The organism is Thermoactinomyces sp. CICC 10521, from assembly GCF_016055135.1.
Taxonomy (GTDB): domain Bacteria; phylum Bacillota; class Bacilli; order Thermoactinomycetales; family Thermoactinomycetaceae; genus Thermoactinomyces_A; species Thermoactinomyces_A daqus.
On record NZ_JAECVZ010000004.1, the window covers coordinates 45,608 to 63,190 of the forward strand.

Annotated in this window: 17 protein-coding genes; 10 read left to right on the plus strand and 7 right to left on the minus strand. The window is 50.8% G+C overall.

The window, feature by feature from the left end; genetic code table 11:
• Positions 1-374: 374 nt before the first annotated feature.
• The 6 genes from I8U17_RS04495 (at position 375) to I8U17_RS04520 (ending at position 7,851) form a co-directional block, all read left to right on the plus strand.
• The gene (locus I8U17_RS04495; RefSeq protein ID WP_033100055.1) at positions 375-755 is read left to right on the plus strand and encodes a hypothetical protein; all 381 of its coding nucleotides are present in this window, start codon (positions 375-377) and stop codon (positions 753-755) included.
• A 167-nt stretch (positions 756-922) separates the two neighbouring features.
• Positions 923-2,077, plus strand: coding sequence for a hypothetical protein (locus I8U17_RS04500; RefSeq protein ID WP_198059087.1), 1,155 nt, complete (start codon positions 923-925; stop codon positions 2,075-2,077).
• 59 nt (positions 2,078-2,136) lie between these two features.
• The gene (locus I8U17_RS04505) at positions 2,137-2,289 is read left to right on the plus strand and encodes a hypothetical protein (RefSeq protein ID WP_160173815.1); all 153 of its coding nucleotides are present in this window, start codon (positions 2,137-2,139) and stop codon (positions 2,287-2,289) included.
• 22 nt (positions 2,290-2,311) lie between these two features.
• Complete coding sequence (locus I8U17_RS04510) at positions 2,312-4,747, plus strand: 3-hydroxyacyl-CoA dehydrogenase/enoyl-CoA hydratase family protein (protein ID WP_198059088.1); 2,436 nt, start codon at positions 2,312-2,314, stop codon at positions 4,745-4,747.
• Between the two features lie 118 nt (positions 4,748-4,865).
• On the plus strand, positions 4,866-6,044 hold the full coding sequence (locus I8U17_RS04515; protein WP_198055848.1) for an acetyl-CoA C-acyltransferase: 1,179 nt from the start codon (positions 4,866-4,868) through the stop codon (positions 6,042-6,044).
• Between the two features lie 31 nt (positions 6,045-6,075).
• Positions 6,076-7,851 carry an acyl-CoA dehydrogenase family protein gene (locus tag I8U17_RS04520; protein WP_033100060.1) on the plus strand — a complete coding sequence of 592 codons (1,776 nt, stop codon included), beginning with the start codon at positions 6,076-6,078 and terminating at the stop codon, positions 7,849-7,851.
• Positions 7,852-7,889: 38 nt separating this feature from the next.
• On the opposite strand, the gene I8U17_RS04525 is transcribed toward I8U17_RS04520, so the two are convergent.
• From I8U17_RS04525 to I8U17_RS04540, 4 genes are all read right to left on the minus strand, one after another.
• Positions 7,890-8,282 carry a DUF2512 family protein gene (locus tag I8U17_RS04525; protein WP_052154020.1) on the minus strand — a complete coding sequence of 131 codons (393 nt, stop codon included), beginning with the start codon at positions 8,280-8,282 and terminating at the stop codon, positions 7,890-7,892.
• A gap of 208 nt (positions 8,283-8,490) precedes the next feature.
• The gene (locus I8U17_RS04530) at positions 8,491-9,234 is read right to left on the minus strand and encodes a YheC/YheD family protein (RefSeq protein ID WP_198055849.1); all 744 of its coding nucleotides are present in this window, start codon (positions 9,232-9,234) and stop codon (positions 8,491-8,493) included.
• 65 nt (positions 9,235-9,299) lie between these two features.
• Entirely contained in the window at positions 9,300-10,070 is a 771-nt protein-coding gene (locus I8U17_RS04535; RefSeq protein WP_033100062.1) for a DUF2935 domain-containing protein, read from the minus strand.
• Positions 10,071-10,295: 225 nt separating this feature from the next.
• Positions 10,296-11,216: a proline dehydrogenase family protein gene (locus tag I8U17_RS04540; RefSeq protein WP_198055850.1), complete on the minus strand. Its 921-nt coding sequence runs from the start codon at positions 11,214-11,216 to the stop codon at positions 10,296-10,298.
• Between the two features lie 215 nt (positions 11,217-11,431).
• Between I8U17_RS04540 and pruA the strand changes: the two genes are divergently transcribed.
• The 4 genes from pruA to I8U17_RS04560 all read left to right on the plus strand — a co-directional run bounded on the left by pruA (position 11,432) and on the right by I8U17_RS04560 (position 14,723).
• A complete protein-coding gene (gene pruA, locus I8U17_RS04545; protein ID WP_198059118.1) occupies positions 11,432-12,979 on the plus strand; it encodes an L-glutamate gamma-semialdehyde dehydrogenase in 1,548 nt (515 codons plus the stop codon).
• 172 nt (positions 12,980-13,151) lie between these two features.
• Positions 13,152-13,490 carry a hypothetical protein gene (locus I8U17_RS04550; RefSeq protein ID WP_033100064.1) on the plus strand — a complete coding sequence of 113 codons (339 nt, stop codon included), beginning with the start codon at positions 13,152-13,154 and terminating at the stop codon, positions 13,488-13,490.
• Positions 13,491-13,779: 289 nt separating this feature from the next.
• Complete coding sequence (gene uptA / locus I8U17_RS04555; RefSeq protein ID WP_033100065.1) at positions 13,780-14,397, plus strand: undecaprenyl phosphate transporter UptA; 618 nt, start codon at positions 13,780-13,782, stop codon at positions 14,395-14,397.
• A gap of 83 nt (positions 14,398-14,480) precedes the next feature.
• On the plus strand, positions 14,481-14,723 hold the full coding sequence (locus I8U17_RS04560) for a twin-arginine translocase TatA/TatE family subunit (protein ID WP_033100066.1): 243 nt from the start codon (positions 14,481-14,483) through the stop codon (positions 14,721-14,723).
• A gap of 42 nt (positions 14,724-14,765) precedes the next feature.
• Here I8U17_RS04560 and I8U17_RS04565 read toward each other — a convergent pair whose 3' ends face one another.
• The 3 genes from I8U17_RS04565 to I8U17_RS04575 all read right to left on the minus strand — a co-directional run bounded on the left by I8U17_RS04565 (position 14,766) and on the right by I8U17_RS04575 (position 17,492).
• Entirely contained in the window at positions 14,766-15,122 is a 357-nt protein-coding gene (locus tag I8U17_RS04565; RefSeq protein ID WP_033100067.1) for a DUF2512 family protein, read from the minus strand.
• Positions 15,123-15,192: 70 nt separating this feature from the next.
• The gene (locus I8U17_RS04570; RefSeq protein ID WP_232330909.1) at positions 15,193-15,414 is read right to left on the minus strand and encodes a YbdD/YjiX family protein; all 222 of its coding nucleotides are present in this window, start codon (positions 15,412-15,414) and stop codon (positions 15,193-15,195) included.
• Positions 15,411-17,492 (minus strand): carbon starvation CstA family protein, encoded by a 2,082-nt coding sequence (locus I8U17_RS04575; protein ID WP_033100068.1) that lies wholly within the window; start codon positions 17,490-17,492, stop codon positions 15,411-15,413. The genes I8U17_RS04570 and I8U17_RS04575 overlap by 4 nt, the downstream gene beginning before the upstream one ends.
• Positions 17,493-17,583: the final 91 nt, after the last annotated feature.

Consider the following 17,583-nt stretch of genomic DNA (forward strand, 5'->3'; position numbering starts at 1 on the left):
CGGAATCGATCATCTTGTCAAACACAACCAGGGAATAAATGTATCACCAATTCGGGAGGGTAACAGTACCCGGCGACCGCCCTGGAACACATTTTCACGGAAGACACAAGCGGATTTTGGGTATTTTTAGCGAATTTTGTCAGTTCCTTTGAAGGAAGGGGGATCGGGACAAAGAATAATAACATGGACAAGGCATTTTGATGAATCGTGAAATCAAGGATGAAAGCGGGAAATCCCATTGTCCGGGAAGGGCTCTTTCCCTACCGCGTTTGGAGCTGGTCGGGTAATGGAATGAGGAATCTTCAATCGCATGCAAATTGAGTACTGCTTTTTCATTTGCCTACTTATCGGTGGTGTAGCAACGGGGGGATCACATGGCCTATCTTTTACTTCTGATTGCGACCTATATCTTTATGTCGATCAACCGTCGGTTGTTAGGGATTCCCGGCTTTTTCTATTATTCCAGCGTTCGCCCGATAGTAGGGATCTATTTTCGGGACAAATTGCTGAAGGTGGAGGAAGTATATTATTGGGAATTAGCTGAAACATTGGGAGATCGGGCCCAGTTAGCAATTCTTCCGGCATATTTTGTCGCGTTTGATCTGCTGTCTTTTTTGGAGATCTGGCAAAAATGGCTTGTTTTTTTGTTCCTTAATTATCTTTGGTGGGTTGTTTTTGCGGCATATCTGGTGAAGGGATTTATTCCGCAGACGCCGGCGTTGCGTCCCCGGACCACCCGGACGCCACATGCATAACCTCAACGCAAAATCGGATTTTCATTAATTGTGGAAGTGCTCACCGGCACTTCTTTTTTTGGAATCATTTCCCTTAAACAGGTTTCATTTAATCATTAAGTAGAATAACATGGTATAATAAATATAATATATAAAATATTCTGAATAAAAATCGAGGAGGCGGATCGATGAAATGGAAACTGGCCGGATGGTTCTTTGCTGTGTTGATGCTCCTTTGCTGTTTGGTTTTGGGCAGTTGGCCTCCGGTACTGGCTGAGACACGGCCAGCCGGGATCAAAGTGACGATTGCCGGTTCAAAGCCGGGCCCGGGGGTCGTGGTTCGCTCCGAACTGACTAATGTCGGGCAAGATGCTGAAATAAACGGAACTTGGACGTATGTCATTGACGGTGTTGGCAAACAGACAGTGTCGACTTGCCAGGGGATCAGCTGTGAAGCGGTGTTTAACCAACATTTATTTACCGTGGGCAAAAAATATGTGGCAAAGGTGACCTTTGATGCTGCCGGCCCGGGTGACGTGCCGAAACATGCCGAAGCGGAACAGCCTTTTGCCGCTCCTCCGCCCTATGGACAAAGACAAAGTTATCCGATCCGCTGCAGTGTGGCGTATGATTTGGCTGCAGAGCGCTTTTACCTCTATGCCCGGCTGGACGTGCCAAACGGGTTAAATGTGGAAGGAAGTTGGACTTATGTTGATCTTGTCACCAAAGAGGCCTTTCGTTATGCCGCCGATCGCGATGTGGCATTTGCCAAAATCGGCAATCAGCCGGGCAGGGTGAAATCGACCGTTCAATTTGACGGGATCATCGGACCGGGCCATTATCTCTTGCAGGCCTCATGTCCTTTTACCCGCGAAGGGATTAAGGCGGCTGTTTCTCCTGACAATGATGCAATCAGAGTGACCGGAAGACTGCTCTACGGGAATTCGGCCAAAGGAGACTGGTTGTTTACCCTGGTTGACAGCAAAGGGAAACCGGCCGCTTCTGCGCTGGTATCCCGTCAGAGTACACCGGAAGTATCCTATGTTTTTCACGATCTCGCCCCGGGGCAGTATAAGGCTTTGATTCGTTTTGCAGGAACGGTTGACGGAAAGAAACGGATTTTAAAGGACTCGCTTGGCTTCCAGGCCGGGCAAAGCCCATCGCCGAACCCGGAGCCGGATGATCCCGGAATGACAGAACCCGATGATACGGTTACTCCCCCTGCTGCTCCTCCAGTGTCTCCCGACCCGTTTTTCAATGCCCAAGTGCGCCTTCTCATCGCTCTCGCAGTGGCGATTGTCGTCGGTGTCGTGGTCTGGGTGTGGGTATACAAGAAATTATGAACGTCCGGTACTCCGGAGTTGAGATTGAATTTGCAATTGTGTAAAAGAGACAAAAAAGTATGAAGCAACCCCTTGACGAAGAGAGAAAACAGAGAAATAATATTATTGAAATTAATTTCAAACAAAATAAAATTTCTGATGTTGTAAACATTTTTCTCCAAAATAAGCCGATCCGCCCAGGAGAGGTTTTTTTCTCACCTTTTTATGAATGACTATTCATTCAGATGAACAGGAATGGCTGGGTGTAAACCGCAGAGAGGAGGAGCTCGATTGAAACGAATAAAAAAAGCTGCCGTGCTGGGCGCCGGGGTGATGGGTGCAGCCATCGCCGGACATCTGGCCAATGTGGGGATTCCGACATTGCTTCTCGATATCGTTCCCCGCGATTTGACCGAGGAGGAGAAGGCCAAAGGGCTGACGCTGGGAGACCGGGTGGTTCGCAACCGGTTGGCGCAAAAGGGAAAAGAGCGATTGTTTAAGGAAAAGCCTTCACCATTGTATACAAAGGAAGCGGCAGACCTGATCCAGGTGGGCAATCTGGAGGATGACTTTGATTCCTTGAAGGATGTGGACTGGATTATTGAGGTCGTGGTGGAAAATCTGAAAATCAAACAAGATTTGTTCGCCCGCATAGAAAGCGTTTGGAAACCGGGTACGGTGGTCAGCTCCAATACATCCGGGATTTCTATCAACAAGATGGTGGAAGGCCGGTCGGAAGCGTTCCGAAAACATTTTCTCGGCACCCATTTCTTCAACCCGCCGCGCTATCTGAAATTATTGGAGATCATCCCCAACGAGCTGACTGACGTCAACATCCTGCGGGAGATGAAGGCATTTGCCGAAGAGGTGCTCGGGAAAGGGGTTGTAATCTGCAAAGACACGCCGAACTTTATCGCCAACCGGATCGGCACGTATGGTTTGCAGGTTACGCTAAAAGCGATGGAAGAGCTGGGACTGGGACCTGATGAAGTGGACGATGTAACAGGGCGTGCCATGGGTCGACCCAAGAGTGCAACTTTCCGCACACTGGATTTGGTCGGATTGGATACCTTTGTCCATGTGGCTGACAACGTGCGTGAAAATGTGACGAACCCGGAAGAACAAGAAGCATTCCAAGTCTCCCCGCTGCTGGTGAAAATGGTGGAAAACAAATGGCTGGGCGAGAAGACAGGACAGGGATTCTACAAGCGAGTCAAGACGGAAAAAGGGAAAGAGATTCTCGTCCTGGACCCGGCGACGCTCGATTATCGCCCGCGCAAAAAATTGAAAGCGCGTTCACTAGAGCAGGCGAAGCGGGGAAAAACGCAAGCCGAAAAGTTACGGGCGCTGGTTTATGCCAATGATCCTGCCGGCAAATTGGCCTGGATTATTACGAAAAAAGCGCTCCTTTATACGGCTGAGCACCTGGAGGAGATCGCCGACGATATCGTGAGCGTGGATCGGGCGATGCGCTGGGGATTCAACTGGGATTTGGGGCCGTTTGAACTCTGGGATGCCATCGGGGTTGAAAAATCGGTGGCGCGCATGCGGGAAGAAGAGGAGACGATTCCGCCGCTGGTAGAAAAATTGCTCGCCTCCGGAGCGACTTCCTTCTACCAGACGGAAGAGGGTCGCGTCCAATCTTTCAACATCGGCGGCAAGTTTGGTGATGTCGATGAAAGCGAAAAGGTGATCTCTCTCTCCCGTCTCAAAGAGCAGGGCAAAAAGATTGCCGGCAACAAGGGGGCGAGTCTGATCGATATCGGCGATGATATCGCCTGCCTGGAATTCCACTCGCCCAAACAGGCGATCGGGGCTGATATCATCAGCATGATTAGGAAAGCGGTTAAAGAAGTGAGCGCCAATTACCGCGGTTTGGTGATCAGTGCTGAAGCTCCGAACTTCTGCGTAGGTGCAAACCTGATGCTGATGCTGATGGAGGCGCAAGATTACAACTGGCCGGAAATCGATCTGATGGTGCGCCAGTTCCAGGATGCGATGGGTTCCCTCCGGTATCTGGATCGCCCCGTGGTGGCCGCTCCCTATGGAATGACCTTGGGCGGAGGTGTCGAGGTGTGCATGCCCTGTGACAGGATACAGGCTGCTGCCGAGACCTATATGGGTCTGGTGGAAGTCGGGGTAGGATTGATCCCCGGAGGAGGCGGCAACAAGGAAATGCTGCTCCGCTGGACCGAAGGGATTGACCCCGGTGACCGCGTCGCGTTGCAGCCGTTGGTAAACCACGTTTTTGAGACGATCGCGCAAGCCAAAGTGTCCACGAGCGGGCCTGATGCCCAAAAATACAAATACCTGCGACCTTATGACGGAATCACCATCAATCGCGACCACTTGCTTTACGAGGCCAAACAGGTGGCACTGGGGCTGTATAAAGCCGGCTACAAAGCGCCGAAACCGCGCAAAATCCCAGTTGTCGGTGAAACGGGTTACAATGTGTTGCGACTCGGTGCGTACGGTTTCCTGAAATCCGGCTATATCACGGAGCACGATTACAAAATCGCCGGCAAACTGGCTTATGTCTTGGCCGGGGGTGCGGTTCCGGAAGGAACGCTCGTCAGCGAGCAATACCTGTTGGATCTGGAACGGGAAGCGTTTTTGAGCCTGATCGGTGAACCAAAAACACAGGCGCGGATGCAATACATGCTTGCCAAAGGAAAACCGCTCCGCAACTGACCGGAGAAAAATCCATATCCTGTAAACCCCTGACCGACCATTGGGAACGCAGGGAGGGTGGGTACCACAACCTGGCCTGCAACAGCAACGCATTATCACAGAAAAGGGAGGAGAGAACATGCGCGAAGCAGTGATTGTGGCCGGCGCCCGGACCGCAGTCGGCAAGGCCCACAAAGGGACGCTGAAAACGACCCGTCCCGATGATCTGGCCGCTCAAGTGGTCAAAGACCTCATGCGGCGGGTTCCTCAGGTAGACCCGAAAGAAGTGGAAGACGTGATTTTGGGGTGTGCTTTTCCCGAAGGGGAGCAAGGGATGAACATGGCCCGCCTGGTAGCGCTGCGAGCCGGGCTGCCCACGGATGTTCCGGGAATGACGGTGAACCGTTTCTGTTCGTCCGGATTGCAGACAATTGCCATCGCCGCGGAGAAAATTATGTGCAACTTTGCTGATATCATCATCGCCGGCGGCGTGGAGAGCATGAGCATGGTGCCGATGGGGGGCTATAAGCCGGCGCCCAATCCCTGGCTGATGGATCATCTGCCGGAAGCCTACATGTCCATGGGGCATACCGCGGAAGAGGTGGCGAAGCGCTACAATGTCTCCCGTGAAGATCAGGACCGGTTTGCCCTCGCCAGCCATCAAAAAGCTTATGCGGCCATTCAAGAGGGCAAATTCAAGGATGAAATCGTCCCGGTTACGGTCAAGACACATGTTTTTGATGAAAAAGGCAAGTTGCGGGTGGAAGAACGGGTTTTTGATACAGATGAAGGCGTTCGGCCTGATACGTCCCTGGAGGTTCTGGGCAAATTGCGCCCTGCCTTTCAATCGGGCGGAACCGTAACGGCCGGAAACTCTTCGCAAACGAGCGACGGAGCGGCAGCTGTGATGGTGATGTCCCGCGAGAAGGCGGAGGAACTGGGAGTAGAGCCTTTGGCCGTCTTCCGCGGCTTTGTTCTCGGCGGGGTAGACCCGGATGTGATGGGGATCGGGCCCGTGGCAGCCGTGCCCAAATTGTTAAAGAAAACGGGAGTCAGCCTGGATGAGATCGATTTGGTTGAGTTAAACGAAGCTTTTGCTTCCCAGGCGATCGCCGTGATCCGGGAACTTGGATTGAATCCGGATATCGTCAACGTGAACGGCGGGGCGATTGCCCTCGGTCATCCGCTCGGCTGCACCGGGGCGAAATTGACGGTTTCGATTTTGAATGAGTTAAAACGGCGCAATAAACGGTATGGTCTGGTGACGATGTGCATTGGCGGCGGCATGGGAGCGGCCGGGCTCATCGAACGCGTCTGAAGGTGACCAAATCGAATTTGGAGGGATAGATATGGCAGAAAATAAGAAAGTCAAAGGCGGCGCTTATCTGCTTTCCCAAACCGAACCGGAAGAGGTATTTACCCCTGAAGAATTTACCGAAGAGCAGAAAATGATTGCGAAAATGACGGAGGATTTTGTCAGGGATCAGGTTTTGCCCGTGCTTCCGGAAATTGAAGAGCATCGTTTTGAACATACGGTCCGCTTGTTGAAAGAAGCCGGCGAACTGGGGTTGCTCGGCGCCGACGTTCCTGAAAAGTACAACGGGCTCGGATTGGATAAAATCAGCTCCAGCCTGATTACGGAGAAATTATCCTTGGGACGTTCCTTTGCACTCTCCCACGGGGCTCATGTGGGAATCGGTTCCTTGCCGATTGTCTTCTTTGGCAATGAAGAACAAAAGAAAAAATATCTGCCTGACCTGGCAACGGGTGCGAAGATTGCTGCATACGCCCTGACGGAGCCGGGATCCGGTTCAGACGCTTTGGGAGCGAAAACCACCGCTGTTTTGAGCGATGACGGAAAATATTACATTTTGAACGGAGAAAAGCAGTGGATCACCAACTCCGGCTTTGCCGACGTCTTTATCGTTTACGCGAAAATTGACGGGGATCAATTCACCGCGTTTATCGTCGAACGCGACTTCCCCGGCGTTTCCGTCGGCCCGGAAGAGAAAAAGATGGGGATCAAAGGATCATCCACCCGAACACTGATATTGCAGGATGCAAAAGTTCCGGTGGAAAACCTTTTGGGCGAAGCGGGGAAAGGACATAAAATCGCCTTCAATATCCTGAATATCGGCCGTTACAAACTGGCGGTGGGAACTTGCGGTTCTTCCAAACGGGCGCTTGAAATCTCCGCAAACTACGCCAAACAGCGCAAACAGTTTAAGATTCCGATCGCCAAATTCGGACTGATCCGTGAAAAATTGGCCAACATGGCCATAAAAACCTACGCGTTGGAAAGCTTGGTCTACCGCATTGCCGGCATGTTTGAGGCGGGACTGGAAGGGGTGGAAGACGCCGAAGGTGCCGTTGCGGCCAAAGCGATCGGGGAATTGGCGATTGAATGTTCCATCGCCAAGGTATTCGGATCGGAAGTGCTCGATTATGTGGTGGACGAAGGGGTACAAATCCACGGCGGATACGGTTTCATGCAAGAGTACGAGATCGAAAACATGTACCGTGACTCCCGCATTAACCGGATCTTTGAAGGAACCAATGAAATTAACCGCCTGATCATTCCGGCCACGCTGATGCGCAAAACGTTAAAAGGCGAATTGCCCTTCCTCCAAAAAGCGCAGGAGTTGCAGGAAGATTTGCTCACACTGATGCCGTACCTCCCGGATGAAGAGGCACCGGTGTTGGAAGCGGAAGAAAATTATGTAGAAAATGCGAAGAAAATCTTCCTGATGGTTGCCGGGCTGGCTGTGCAAAAATATGAACAAGAATTGCAAAAAGAGCAGGAGATCTTGCGGGATATCGCGGACATCGCAATTGAGACCTTTGCCATGGAAAGCGTTCTTCTCCGTACCAAAAAAGCGGTCGCCAAAAATGGCGAAGAAAAAGAGCAGCTCAAAATCGATTATACCCGTGCCTTTGTCTATGATTCGATGCAAAAAGTGGATGCCCTTGCCCGCCACACATTGGCTGCCTTGGAAGAAGGGGATACACTGAGAACCCAACTTTCCATCCTCAAAAAATTCACCCGCATCCAGCCGATCAATGAAGTGGCTGTCAAACGGAACATCGCCGCCCGGATTATCGATGCCGAGAAGTATGTTTGTTAATCACCGACTCCCCCTGCCCACGACGGCCGGGGGATTTTTTATCGCGAAAAAACTTCTTTTCTCCCCATATATTTAAACAACCACCGGTGGTAAAACCAATCAACAACGGTATATACGATCGCGATCACCAGAGAGATTTGGAACAGCGGAACGAGATTGGTTTGGTAATCCTGCGTACCGATGTCCCTGTCAAACAGCCAGGTTCCCAACGCCCAGACAACGATAAAAGAAAGGATTAAGTCGGACACGGTCGTAAAAACGTTTCCCATGCGCGGAAGCAGAAAGAGATCTCCAAAATAGCCGATCAGGGTCAAAATTACGCTGGTCAACAACACGGTGGAAGAATCGATGCCATAGATAAAGCCGAGGATGGCATATAAAATCATACTGGTCAGCAGAAATTTGATGATGAGGTGCATGACATGATTCAAATCAATCGCCTCCCTGTTTTTTCTTAGTGTGCCATTGCCTCGTCGCCTTATGCGTCAACCTGGAAGCGCTGAAAGAGAAGAACACATAAAGAAAGTGAAGCAAAATGGGGGGAGCGTGGGGGGTTACCGGGCGATCATCCGGAACATGAGGAGGCGAGCAGGGAGACATGGCCCGGCCTGCAACGCATTTTCGCCGGAAAATCCCGGTTTACCCTGCCCGCTTTCGCATTTCCAGAATATGTTGGTGTTCTGCGTCGCCTAAGTTTTTGAAAACGAGGGTTCCGGGATGGACATTGATTTCGTAAATCCATAAATGCCCCTCCTGATCGATTCCGATATCCAGCCCGAATTCGGACCATTTGGGATAGACCGAACTGATCCGCTTGGTTGCCCGGCGGGAAAGATGCATCATTTGATCGATCAGAAAGCGGGCTTCCATTTCGCCATAGCCCAGTTTTTCGACCAGGAGCGGAAACACGTGGTATGACTTGCCACCGCTGTAGGCGTTGGTGACAAATCCCTTTTCGCGGGCAATCCGCGCCACGATGCCGACGACAACCCAGCGGCCGTCGATGCGCATGAGATGAGTGCGGATGTCAAACATCCGACCGCCCAGTGTTTTGCTGTTGATTCCCTGCTGGACGATATAGTGTCGGCGGTTCATTTTTTTGCGGTGAATCGCCTGCAGAAGGGAAGCATGCGATGCGTGAACGGACCGGGTTCCGTCATCCCGTACGCGGAGTGCAAAATGTCCGCTTTCCAGCCGGTCGATGCGCATCAGCCCCTTTCCCTGGCAGGAATTGTCGGGCTTCAGATAGACAAAGGGAAAAAACTGAAGCATGTGCTTCAGGGTATCCGAACTCAGCCGGTGGGTGATCGGGATATGCGGAGCCACATATTCGTCTTGCCGCATGAGAAGAGCGTTTTCCCATTTACTGATGACGCTGCCCATCGCAGACTCCTCCTGTTTGTTTTCAATAAAATATGTCCGGTCGGCCTTTCTTGATTGGATGCGTCTCATTCTTTGGGAAAAGGGGAGCATTTGGGTTGCCTGGCGGCAGAAACTTGTGCCAGTTTGTGCAGATAATAGCATTCTTCCCGATACATATGGTCGGCCATCAGCGGAGCAATCGTCCCCAGCACTTCTTTGGTCAGTCCCATTTCCACCAGCTCTTTTAAAAAAGACTGAAACAGGATGATTTCCAGTTCAACTTCTTTATTGAAACGGGCCAGGGACGGGAAATGATGGAGACGGGTGCGCAGATATCCGGTTAACTCAACCGCCTTAATATAAAAAGATTCAAAGGTTTTGATAAAGTGGTGCTGCTTTTCCTTGATTTTCTTTTCCACTCCGTCCGTGTTGATTTGCAGTCCTTCGGCGTGTCCGGCCGCGTCCGGCAGCCACAACAGGTGATGATGCAGCGGGTGCAGGGGCGGAGGGGTTTGACCGCGGCGAAGGCTGGACAGGATGCGCATATATTCTTCCAGCTCATTTACCATGTGATTGATGAACGTAGGGGGAAGATGAAAGGAAAACTGGTCGGTAAGCAACCGGCATAAAAGATGCAATTTAAATTCTCTCAGCTCCTCGGCTGCTTTCTGGCACACTTCCAAATCAGCTGTTTCCGCCCGTTTCGCCAGTTGCAAGAAGGTTTGCAGCAGGGCAGAAGCCTTTTGAATTTCCTCTTGTTCTCCGGGGGAAAGGGCATCAAGGATAAACTGGCAGTGGTCTTTTAAGACCGGAAGCCAAAAGCGCTGTTCAAACGCATGTGAATCAGGGTGGTGCATACGATCGCTCCTTTTGGAAAAGTTGCTAAATTTTATGAAAGGAGTCGATCGGTTAGAATCGAAAAGGGGCGCAAAAGGAGGAGTTTGCGGCAAACCAGCCGATCTGTGTTGCTTTTTTATGGAAAAAATGCTTCTGTCCTTGGGGTTCGGGTGACAGGAAGGAGGAAAAGTCACTCGACCCCGTTCCCAGGATAGCGACAAAAGGAACAGAAGCAGAAAAAGTGATCAATTTTGGAAGAAGCTCTTTAACACGAAAAAGGCGTTGGCCGGGCGCTCGGCGATCCGGCGTGTGAAATAGGGATACCAGTCCTTGCCGTACGGAGTGTAGACACGAACTTTATAGCCTTCGCTGACAAGTTGTCGCTGCAAGCCGTTACGCACTCCGTAGAGCATTTGAAATTCATAGAGATTGTCAGGAATCCGGTTTTCTTTCAACCATGCTTTCAGTTCATGAATGATCGCTTCGTCATGGGTGGCGATTGCCGTATAGTTTCCGTTTTGCAAGTGAAGCTGAACCAGTTTTACATAGTTGCGATCCACATCTTTTTTGTTCGGAAAAGCGACGCTGGCAGGCTCTTTGTATGCCCCTTTCACAATGCGCAAATTCACATTTTTCTTACCCAGATTGATAACATCCTGCTCAGATCGGTAGAGATAGGATTGAATCACCAATCCGATATGGTCTTTTCCGTATTTGTCCACCAGTGTGTTAAAGATGTCGATGGTCACATCCAAACGCGGGGTATCTTCCATGTCGATGCGGACAAAATTTTGGGTTTCTTTTGCTTTTTGGGCAATCCGGTTCATGTTCTCCAAACAGAATGCATGATCGATATCCAAACCGAGTTGCGTCAATTTGACTGATACGTTGGAGTTGACACCGTTTTCTTTGATGGCATCGAAAATGTCGATGGCGGCCTGGGTTGCTTCGAGGGCTTCTTCACGGCTGGTAACGCTTTCGCCGAGGTGATCCAAAGTGACGATCAATCCTTCGTCATTCAAATGCTTGACCCTGTCCATTGCAGCACGCAAGCTTTCTCCGGCGACAAAACGGGCGGCTCCCAGTTTCATGCCATAGTTGGAGACAAACGATGTAACCGCTTTATTTCCAGCCAACGTTAGCACCACTTTGCGCGAAAGGGACATTTCCCATTCCTCCACTTCGAGAAAATTAATTGATTACATATTATTTAGGTGAAAAAGACCATTTTCATTATATGTTCATAAATGAAATTAAACAATAGGTATATAATTCCCTCATTGATGAACCTAATGACAATAAGGTAAAATGGAAACGTCCGGGAATGGTCCAATCGATTTATCCTGTTGCGCAAAGGTTTTTGCCTAAAAAGGAGGTACCTCTGATGATCGAATTTAAAAACGAACCCTTTACAGATTTCTCCAAAGAGGAAAACCGGAAAGCTTTTGAAACCGCTTTATTGAAAGTAAAGGCGGAGATGGGCAAAGAGTATGACATTATTATCGGCGGGGAACGGATCAAAACCGGCCGCAAGGTAAAATCAATCAACCCGTCCAATGTGGATGAAGTGATCGGGATTGTTAACGAAGCAGATACCGAATTGGCCGAAAAAGCGATGCAAACGGCATATGAAACTTTTAAAAGCTGGAAAAAAGTAAAACCGGAGGCACGGGCGTCTCTGCTGTTTAAGGCGGCTGCCATTCTCCGCCGCAAAAAGCATGAGTTTTCCGCCTGGATGGTGCTCGAAGCGGGAAAAAGCTGGGTGGAAGCAGATGCGGATACCGCTGAGGCCATCGATTTCATGGAGTTTTACGGTCGGGAAATGATCCGTTTAAGCGAGCGGCAACCGTTGGTGCGCATTCCAGGTGAAGACAACCATCTTTATTACCGGCCGCTCGGAGTTGGCGCCATCATTCCGCCGTGGAACTTCCCGCTTGCCATCTTGGTGGGAATGACCACGTCGGCCATTGTCACCGGAAACACCGTTGTCCTGAAACCGGCCACTCCGACCAACGTGATCGCCGCGAAATTCATGGAAGTCTTGCACGAAGCCGGGGTGCCGGATGGCGTGGTCAACTACGTTCCGGGTCCCGGCGGCGAAGTGGGCGAATACTTTGTAACCCATCCGCTCACCCGGTTCATTTCCTTCACCGGCTCCAAAGAAGTCGGCTTGCGCATTAATGAATTGGCTGCAAAACGGGCGCCGGGACAAAAATGGATCAAGCGCGTCATCGCGGAGATGGGCGGCAAGGACGGCATTGTTGTCGATTCCGATTGTGATCTGGACTTTGCGGCAGAGACGATTGTCAAATCGGCATTCGGGTTCTCCGGGCAAAAATGCTCGGCCTGCTCACGCGTCATTGCACATCAGGATATTTATGACGAACTGTTGGAAAAAGTGGTGGCTAAAACCAGCCAATTGAAAGTCGGCGAAGCGCAAACGCCGGGCATCGACCTCGGTCCGGTTGTGGATGAAAAAGCGTACAATAAAATTCTCGAGTATATTGAAATCGGGAAAAAAGAAGGGCGCTTGATGACCGGCGGCGGGAAAGCGGAAGGAAACGGCTATTTCATTCAACCGACGGTATTCGCTGATGTGGCACCAGATGCCCGCATCGCTCAGGAAGAGATCTTTGGTCCCGTAGTCGCTTTCATCAAAGCAAAAGACTTTGACCATGCGTTGGAAATTGCCAACAACACCGAGTTTGGCCTGACGGGTTCCGTGATCAGCCGCAACCGTCTGCATTTGGAAAAAGCCCGCGAAGAGTTTTTCGTCGGCAATCTGTATTTCAACCGCAAATGCACAGGCGCATTGGTCGGCGTTCATCCTTTCGGCGGTTTCAACATGTCCGGAACCGGCTCCAAAGCAGGCGGACGCGACTACCTCTTGCTGTTCACACAAGCGCAAGTGGTCTCTGAGCAACTTTAAACCAATCTCCGAAAAACCGCATCCAAATCCGGGTGCGGTTTTTTATGAATCGCTGCCCCCGAACTTTCCCGATTGCATCCAAAACGGATGATTAAAAATTCAGAACAAATACTGTACAGCCTGTGTTTTTTCTTTATAATGGAATAAAAAGGAAACGAATGAGGCTGATGTAATGGATGAAGTAAAGTCCTTATTGCATGCGATTATGGAACGGCTGGACGTACAAAGCGCCAACATTGAACAGATGAAAGCGGATCTTGCCAAGCTGAGTGAGGGTTTGCTCCGTGTCGAAACCCGTGTGGAAGAATTGAGCCGGCAATGGAGTGAAACCAGCGAAACGGTTGAGGGAATTCAAAAGGAGATCATCTCTCTCAAACAAACGCAGAAACGGTTTGACGAGCAACTGCTGAAAGAAGAAGATTGGCAGAAGCAGATCATGCAGGCTCTTTCGCTGACTTCAGGAGAGCGCGAAAAGACGTTGAAAAAAGGGGTCAATAAAAGCGCCGGATAAAACCCGGACTTCCCGAAAAGGGCAAGCCCGGGTTTTTTGTTGCATAGAATAGTTTGTGACATCTCTGGTAATTGGCTGGACGGCAAACATTGCCTTCCATTATGATCAAAGATGATAGAAAACATTTATGCCCTGTCTAAAACAATCCGGGATGAAAATTAACAACATTCGGAGGGGAGTGAAACCCCTTTGAGCGACCATTGCCAAGATGGGAGCGAAGGGGCCCCGCCGACCATTATGACACTTCACAGAAAATCGCAATGAAAAAGGCAGGTAAGGGGATACGAAAATGGACCAATTTATCTATTCGGTGCTGGAGTGGCTTTCCAGTCTGGGTTATTTCGGCATCGCTCTTGGACTGATGGTTGAGGTAATTCCGAGCGAAATCGTTCTTGCCTATGGCGGTTTTCTCATCGCTTCCGGGCAAATCAATTTTGTCGGAGCCCTGATTGCCGGCACGATCGGCGGGGTTCTGGCCCAGGTTTTTCTGTACTGGATCGGTTATTACGGCGGCCGCCCTTTTTTGGAGAAGTACGGCAAATATCTCCTGATCAAGAAAAAGCATTTGGATGTGGCAGAGTCCTGGTTTGACCGTTACGGCACGGGTGTGATCTTTGGCGCGCGCTTTATTCCGGTCGTTCGCCATGCCATTTCCATTCCGGCCGGAATTTCCAAAATGCCGCTGTCCCGCTTTACTCTGTTGACCACGCTGGCGATTGTTCCGTGGTCGGTACTGTTTTTATATCTGGGAATGCAGCTGGGCAGTAGTTGGAAAGAGATCGAGGAGATCGCCGCTCCCTACACCGATGATGCGGCCATTGTCGCCGGTGTGCTGCTTCTGCTCTATTTCCTGTTCCAGTGGTATCGCAAAAAGCAGCGTTCCCGAAATGGTTTTTCTCCAAGATAAGATTTCCCTCCTTTGGGTGTAACCGTTTCCGGTATATAATAAAATAGAAATGTTGTGACTTGTCCCTTAAAGGAGGGAAGAGAGTGAGTATCAGCGGAATTGAATGGATTCTGATCTTCGTCGTCGCTCTTATCTTGTTCGGCCCGAAAAAACTTCCCGAACTGGGACGGGCTGTCGGCAAATCCATACGTGAGTTTAAAAAAGCCACCAACGGGATTTTGAGCGAGGATGAGGAGAAAAAGCCGGAACCGGTGAAACTGGCACAAGATCATGAAAAGGCGGGAGAGACGAAGCAACAGTCGGAAAACGGGGCACATCTGAAATGACAAAAAACCAGGCGGTTCAGGGCCTGGTTTTTTGCTGCGCTTTTAAGCAAGCTCTTTTTGCGTCCTGCCAGTCCGAAGCAACCAGCGGTGCTGAAAATGTTCCGTCACGGCTAGCAGCCATCCTGTCACCAGAGCGCCAAACACATTGACATATGCGCCTGGGAGCAGTTGGCCGACAAAATAGACGATCAGCGAAGCGAAAATGAAATCGAGGACGTTATTTTCCCAAAGACGCCCGCGCCTGAGAAAGATGATTTCCATCAAGTGCCCCGTCAGAGCGAGCAAAACGCCGGTCACGATGGCCTGATAAATGTTAAAGAAGTACACTTCGCTCAGGACCCGGTCTGCGAAGATTACGACGAGCGGACAGATGATCAATTTAAGCAACAATCCGGCCATTCTTTCTCCTCCTCTACTTACATCATCTCAGACCGGGATTCTTTTTATGCAAGAAGAGGTTGGAGAAAGGTTAACAACAGCGGCGGATGGAGCCTCCCCCGTATTTTTCGTCGATGGCCCGCCGGTGAAATTCCGCTTCGGTCAGCGGGGTTTCATCCGGATGAGCTTTCCGGAAATGTTCCAGATAGCGTTCATAGTTGGGCACTCCCGCGATTTCATTCAGCACATAGGCGATTTTTCGGAAAGCCCGTTTCCATTTGGGGCAGGCCTGATCGCCATTCATGCGCATCATCCCCCGATCACCCCGGATTGACGGCCGATATAGGGAGATTCTTTTAATGGAAGCTTTTCACGCTTGACCAGGATTTTGTACCAGACGCGGATTGCATCAATGACGATCACGGCCACCAAAATCATGAAGATCGCAGTAAGAATGGCATCGATCTGATTATTCAGCACGATTCTTTGCATTTCTTCGACCGACTTGGCCGGGTTCAGCACCTGTCCGGAGGAAATTGCTTTTTGGTAGACATCGGCCGCTTTCAGAAAACTGATCGACGCTTTTTCATGGAAAAGCTTTTGCCAGCCGGCTGTCATGGTTACTGCCGTCAGCCAGGCAAGCGGGACGATGGTGATCCAGGAGTAAGCCGTTTTGCCCATTTTGATCAATATGGTTGAGCCGACGACCAGGGCGACGACCGCCAGCATCTGGTTGGCGATTCCAAACAGCGGCCATAACGTGTTAATCCCGCCAAGCGGGTCGACTACACCCTGATAGAGGAAATATCCCCAGGCGGCGACGATGAGCGCGCTGGACAGGACGTTGGCCGGGTACCAGTCGGTTTTGCCCAGTTTGGGGGCAAAGCGGCCTAGCAAGTCCTGCAGGATGAAACGCCCCACCCGCGTTCCGGCGTCGATGGTGGTCAGGATGAAGACGGCTTCAAAGAGAATGGCAAAATGATACCAAAAAGCCATCATTGTTTTGCCGCCGATGATGCTCGAGAATATGGTGGCCATTCCAATCGCCAGCGTCGGAGCGCCTCCTGTGCGGGACAGGATGGTTTTTTCCCCGATCGATTGCGCCAACTGCTGAAGATCTTGCGGCGTGACTTTAAAGATGTCGCCAAATTGGGAAATCGTATGGGCGGCGGTTGCCAGATCCGTGCCGATCACCGAAGCGGGACTGTTCAGCGCAAAGTAGGTTCCCGGCGTCAAGACACAGGCGGCGATCAAAGCCATGATCGCGACAAACGATTCGGTCAGCATGCCCCCGTAGCCGATCATCGGCGCATGCGATTCGCGCATGATCATTTTCGGCGTTGTTCCCGAAGAGACCAGCGCATGGAATCCGGAGATGGAACCACAGGCGATGGTGATAAACACAAACGGGAACAGATTGCCGGCGAAAACGGGACCGGTTCCGTCGATAAAACGGGTAAACGCAGGCATCTGCAAATCCGGCATCACCAGCAGAATTCCGAGCGCCAAAGCCCCGATCGTTCCAACCTTGAGAAACGTGCTGAGGTAATCGCGAGGAGCCAGCAGCAGCCACACGGGCAGAACCGAAGCGATAAAGCCGTAGATGATCATCATCCAGGCAATCGTCTTTCCGTCAAACGTGAACAGGGCTGCGAGCGAAGGATGCTGGGAAACATACTGGCCGCCGTATAAAGCGAGCAAGAGCAGAACAAAGCCGATCAGGGATACTTCCAGCACCTTGCCGGGGCGGATATACCGCATGTACAGTCCCATGAACAAAGCGATCGGGAGCGTCATGGCGATGGTAAACATTCCCCACGGGCTGTTTGCGAGCGCTTTCACGACGACCAATGCGAGGACGGCAATCAGGATGATCATAATGCCCAGGATGGCAAACATCGCAGTAAATCCGCCGACCGGACCGATTTCTTCGCGGGCCATGTCCCCAAGCGATTTGCCGTTGCGGCGCATTGACCCGAACAAGATGATAAAATCCTGTACGGCTCCTCCGAGGACAACCCCGACGATAATCCATAAGGTTCCCGGGAGATAGCCCATCTGGGCAGCCAGAATCGGCCCTACCAGCGGTCCGGCCCCGGCGATCGCCGCAAAATGGTGTCCAAATAAGATCCATTTGTTGGTCGGCACAAAATCTTTTCCGTCATTATGAATTTCTGCCGGAGTTTTTCGATTGTCATCCAATTCAAAAACTTTTCTGGCCATAAAACGGGAATAAAACCGATAAGCGACTGCATAAGTGCAAATGGCGGCGACGATGAGCCACATGGCGTTGACCGATTCGCCCCGGTGCAGGGCCAAAATGGCGAAACCTGCTGCGCCGAGGGCGGAGATCGCAGCCCAAACGAGGATCGAAATCCAACGATTTTTCACGTCCGAGCCCTCCTGATTTCATAAATTCGATAAAAATAATGGAATTATACTTATTATACTGAAAAGATTTCAACATTTCGACACAAAAATA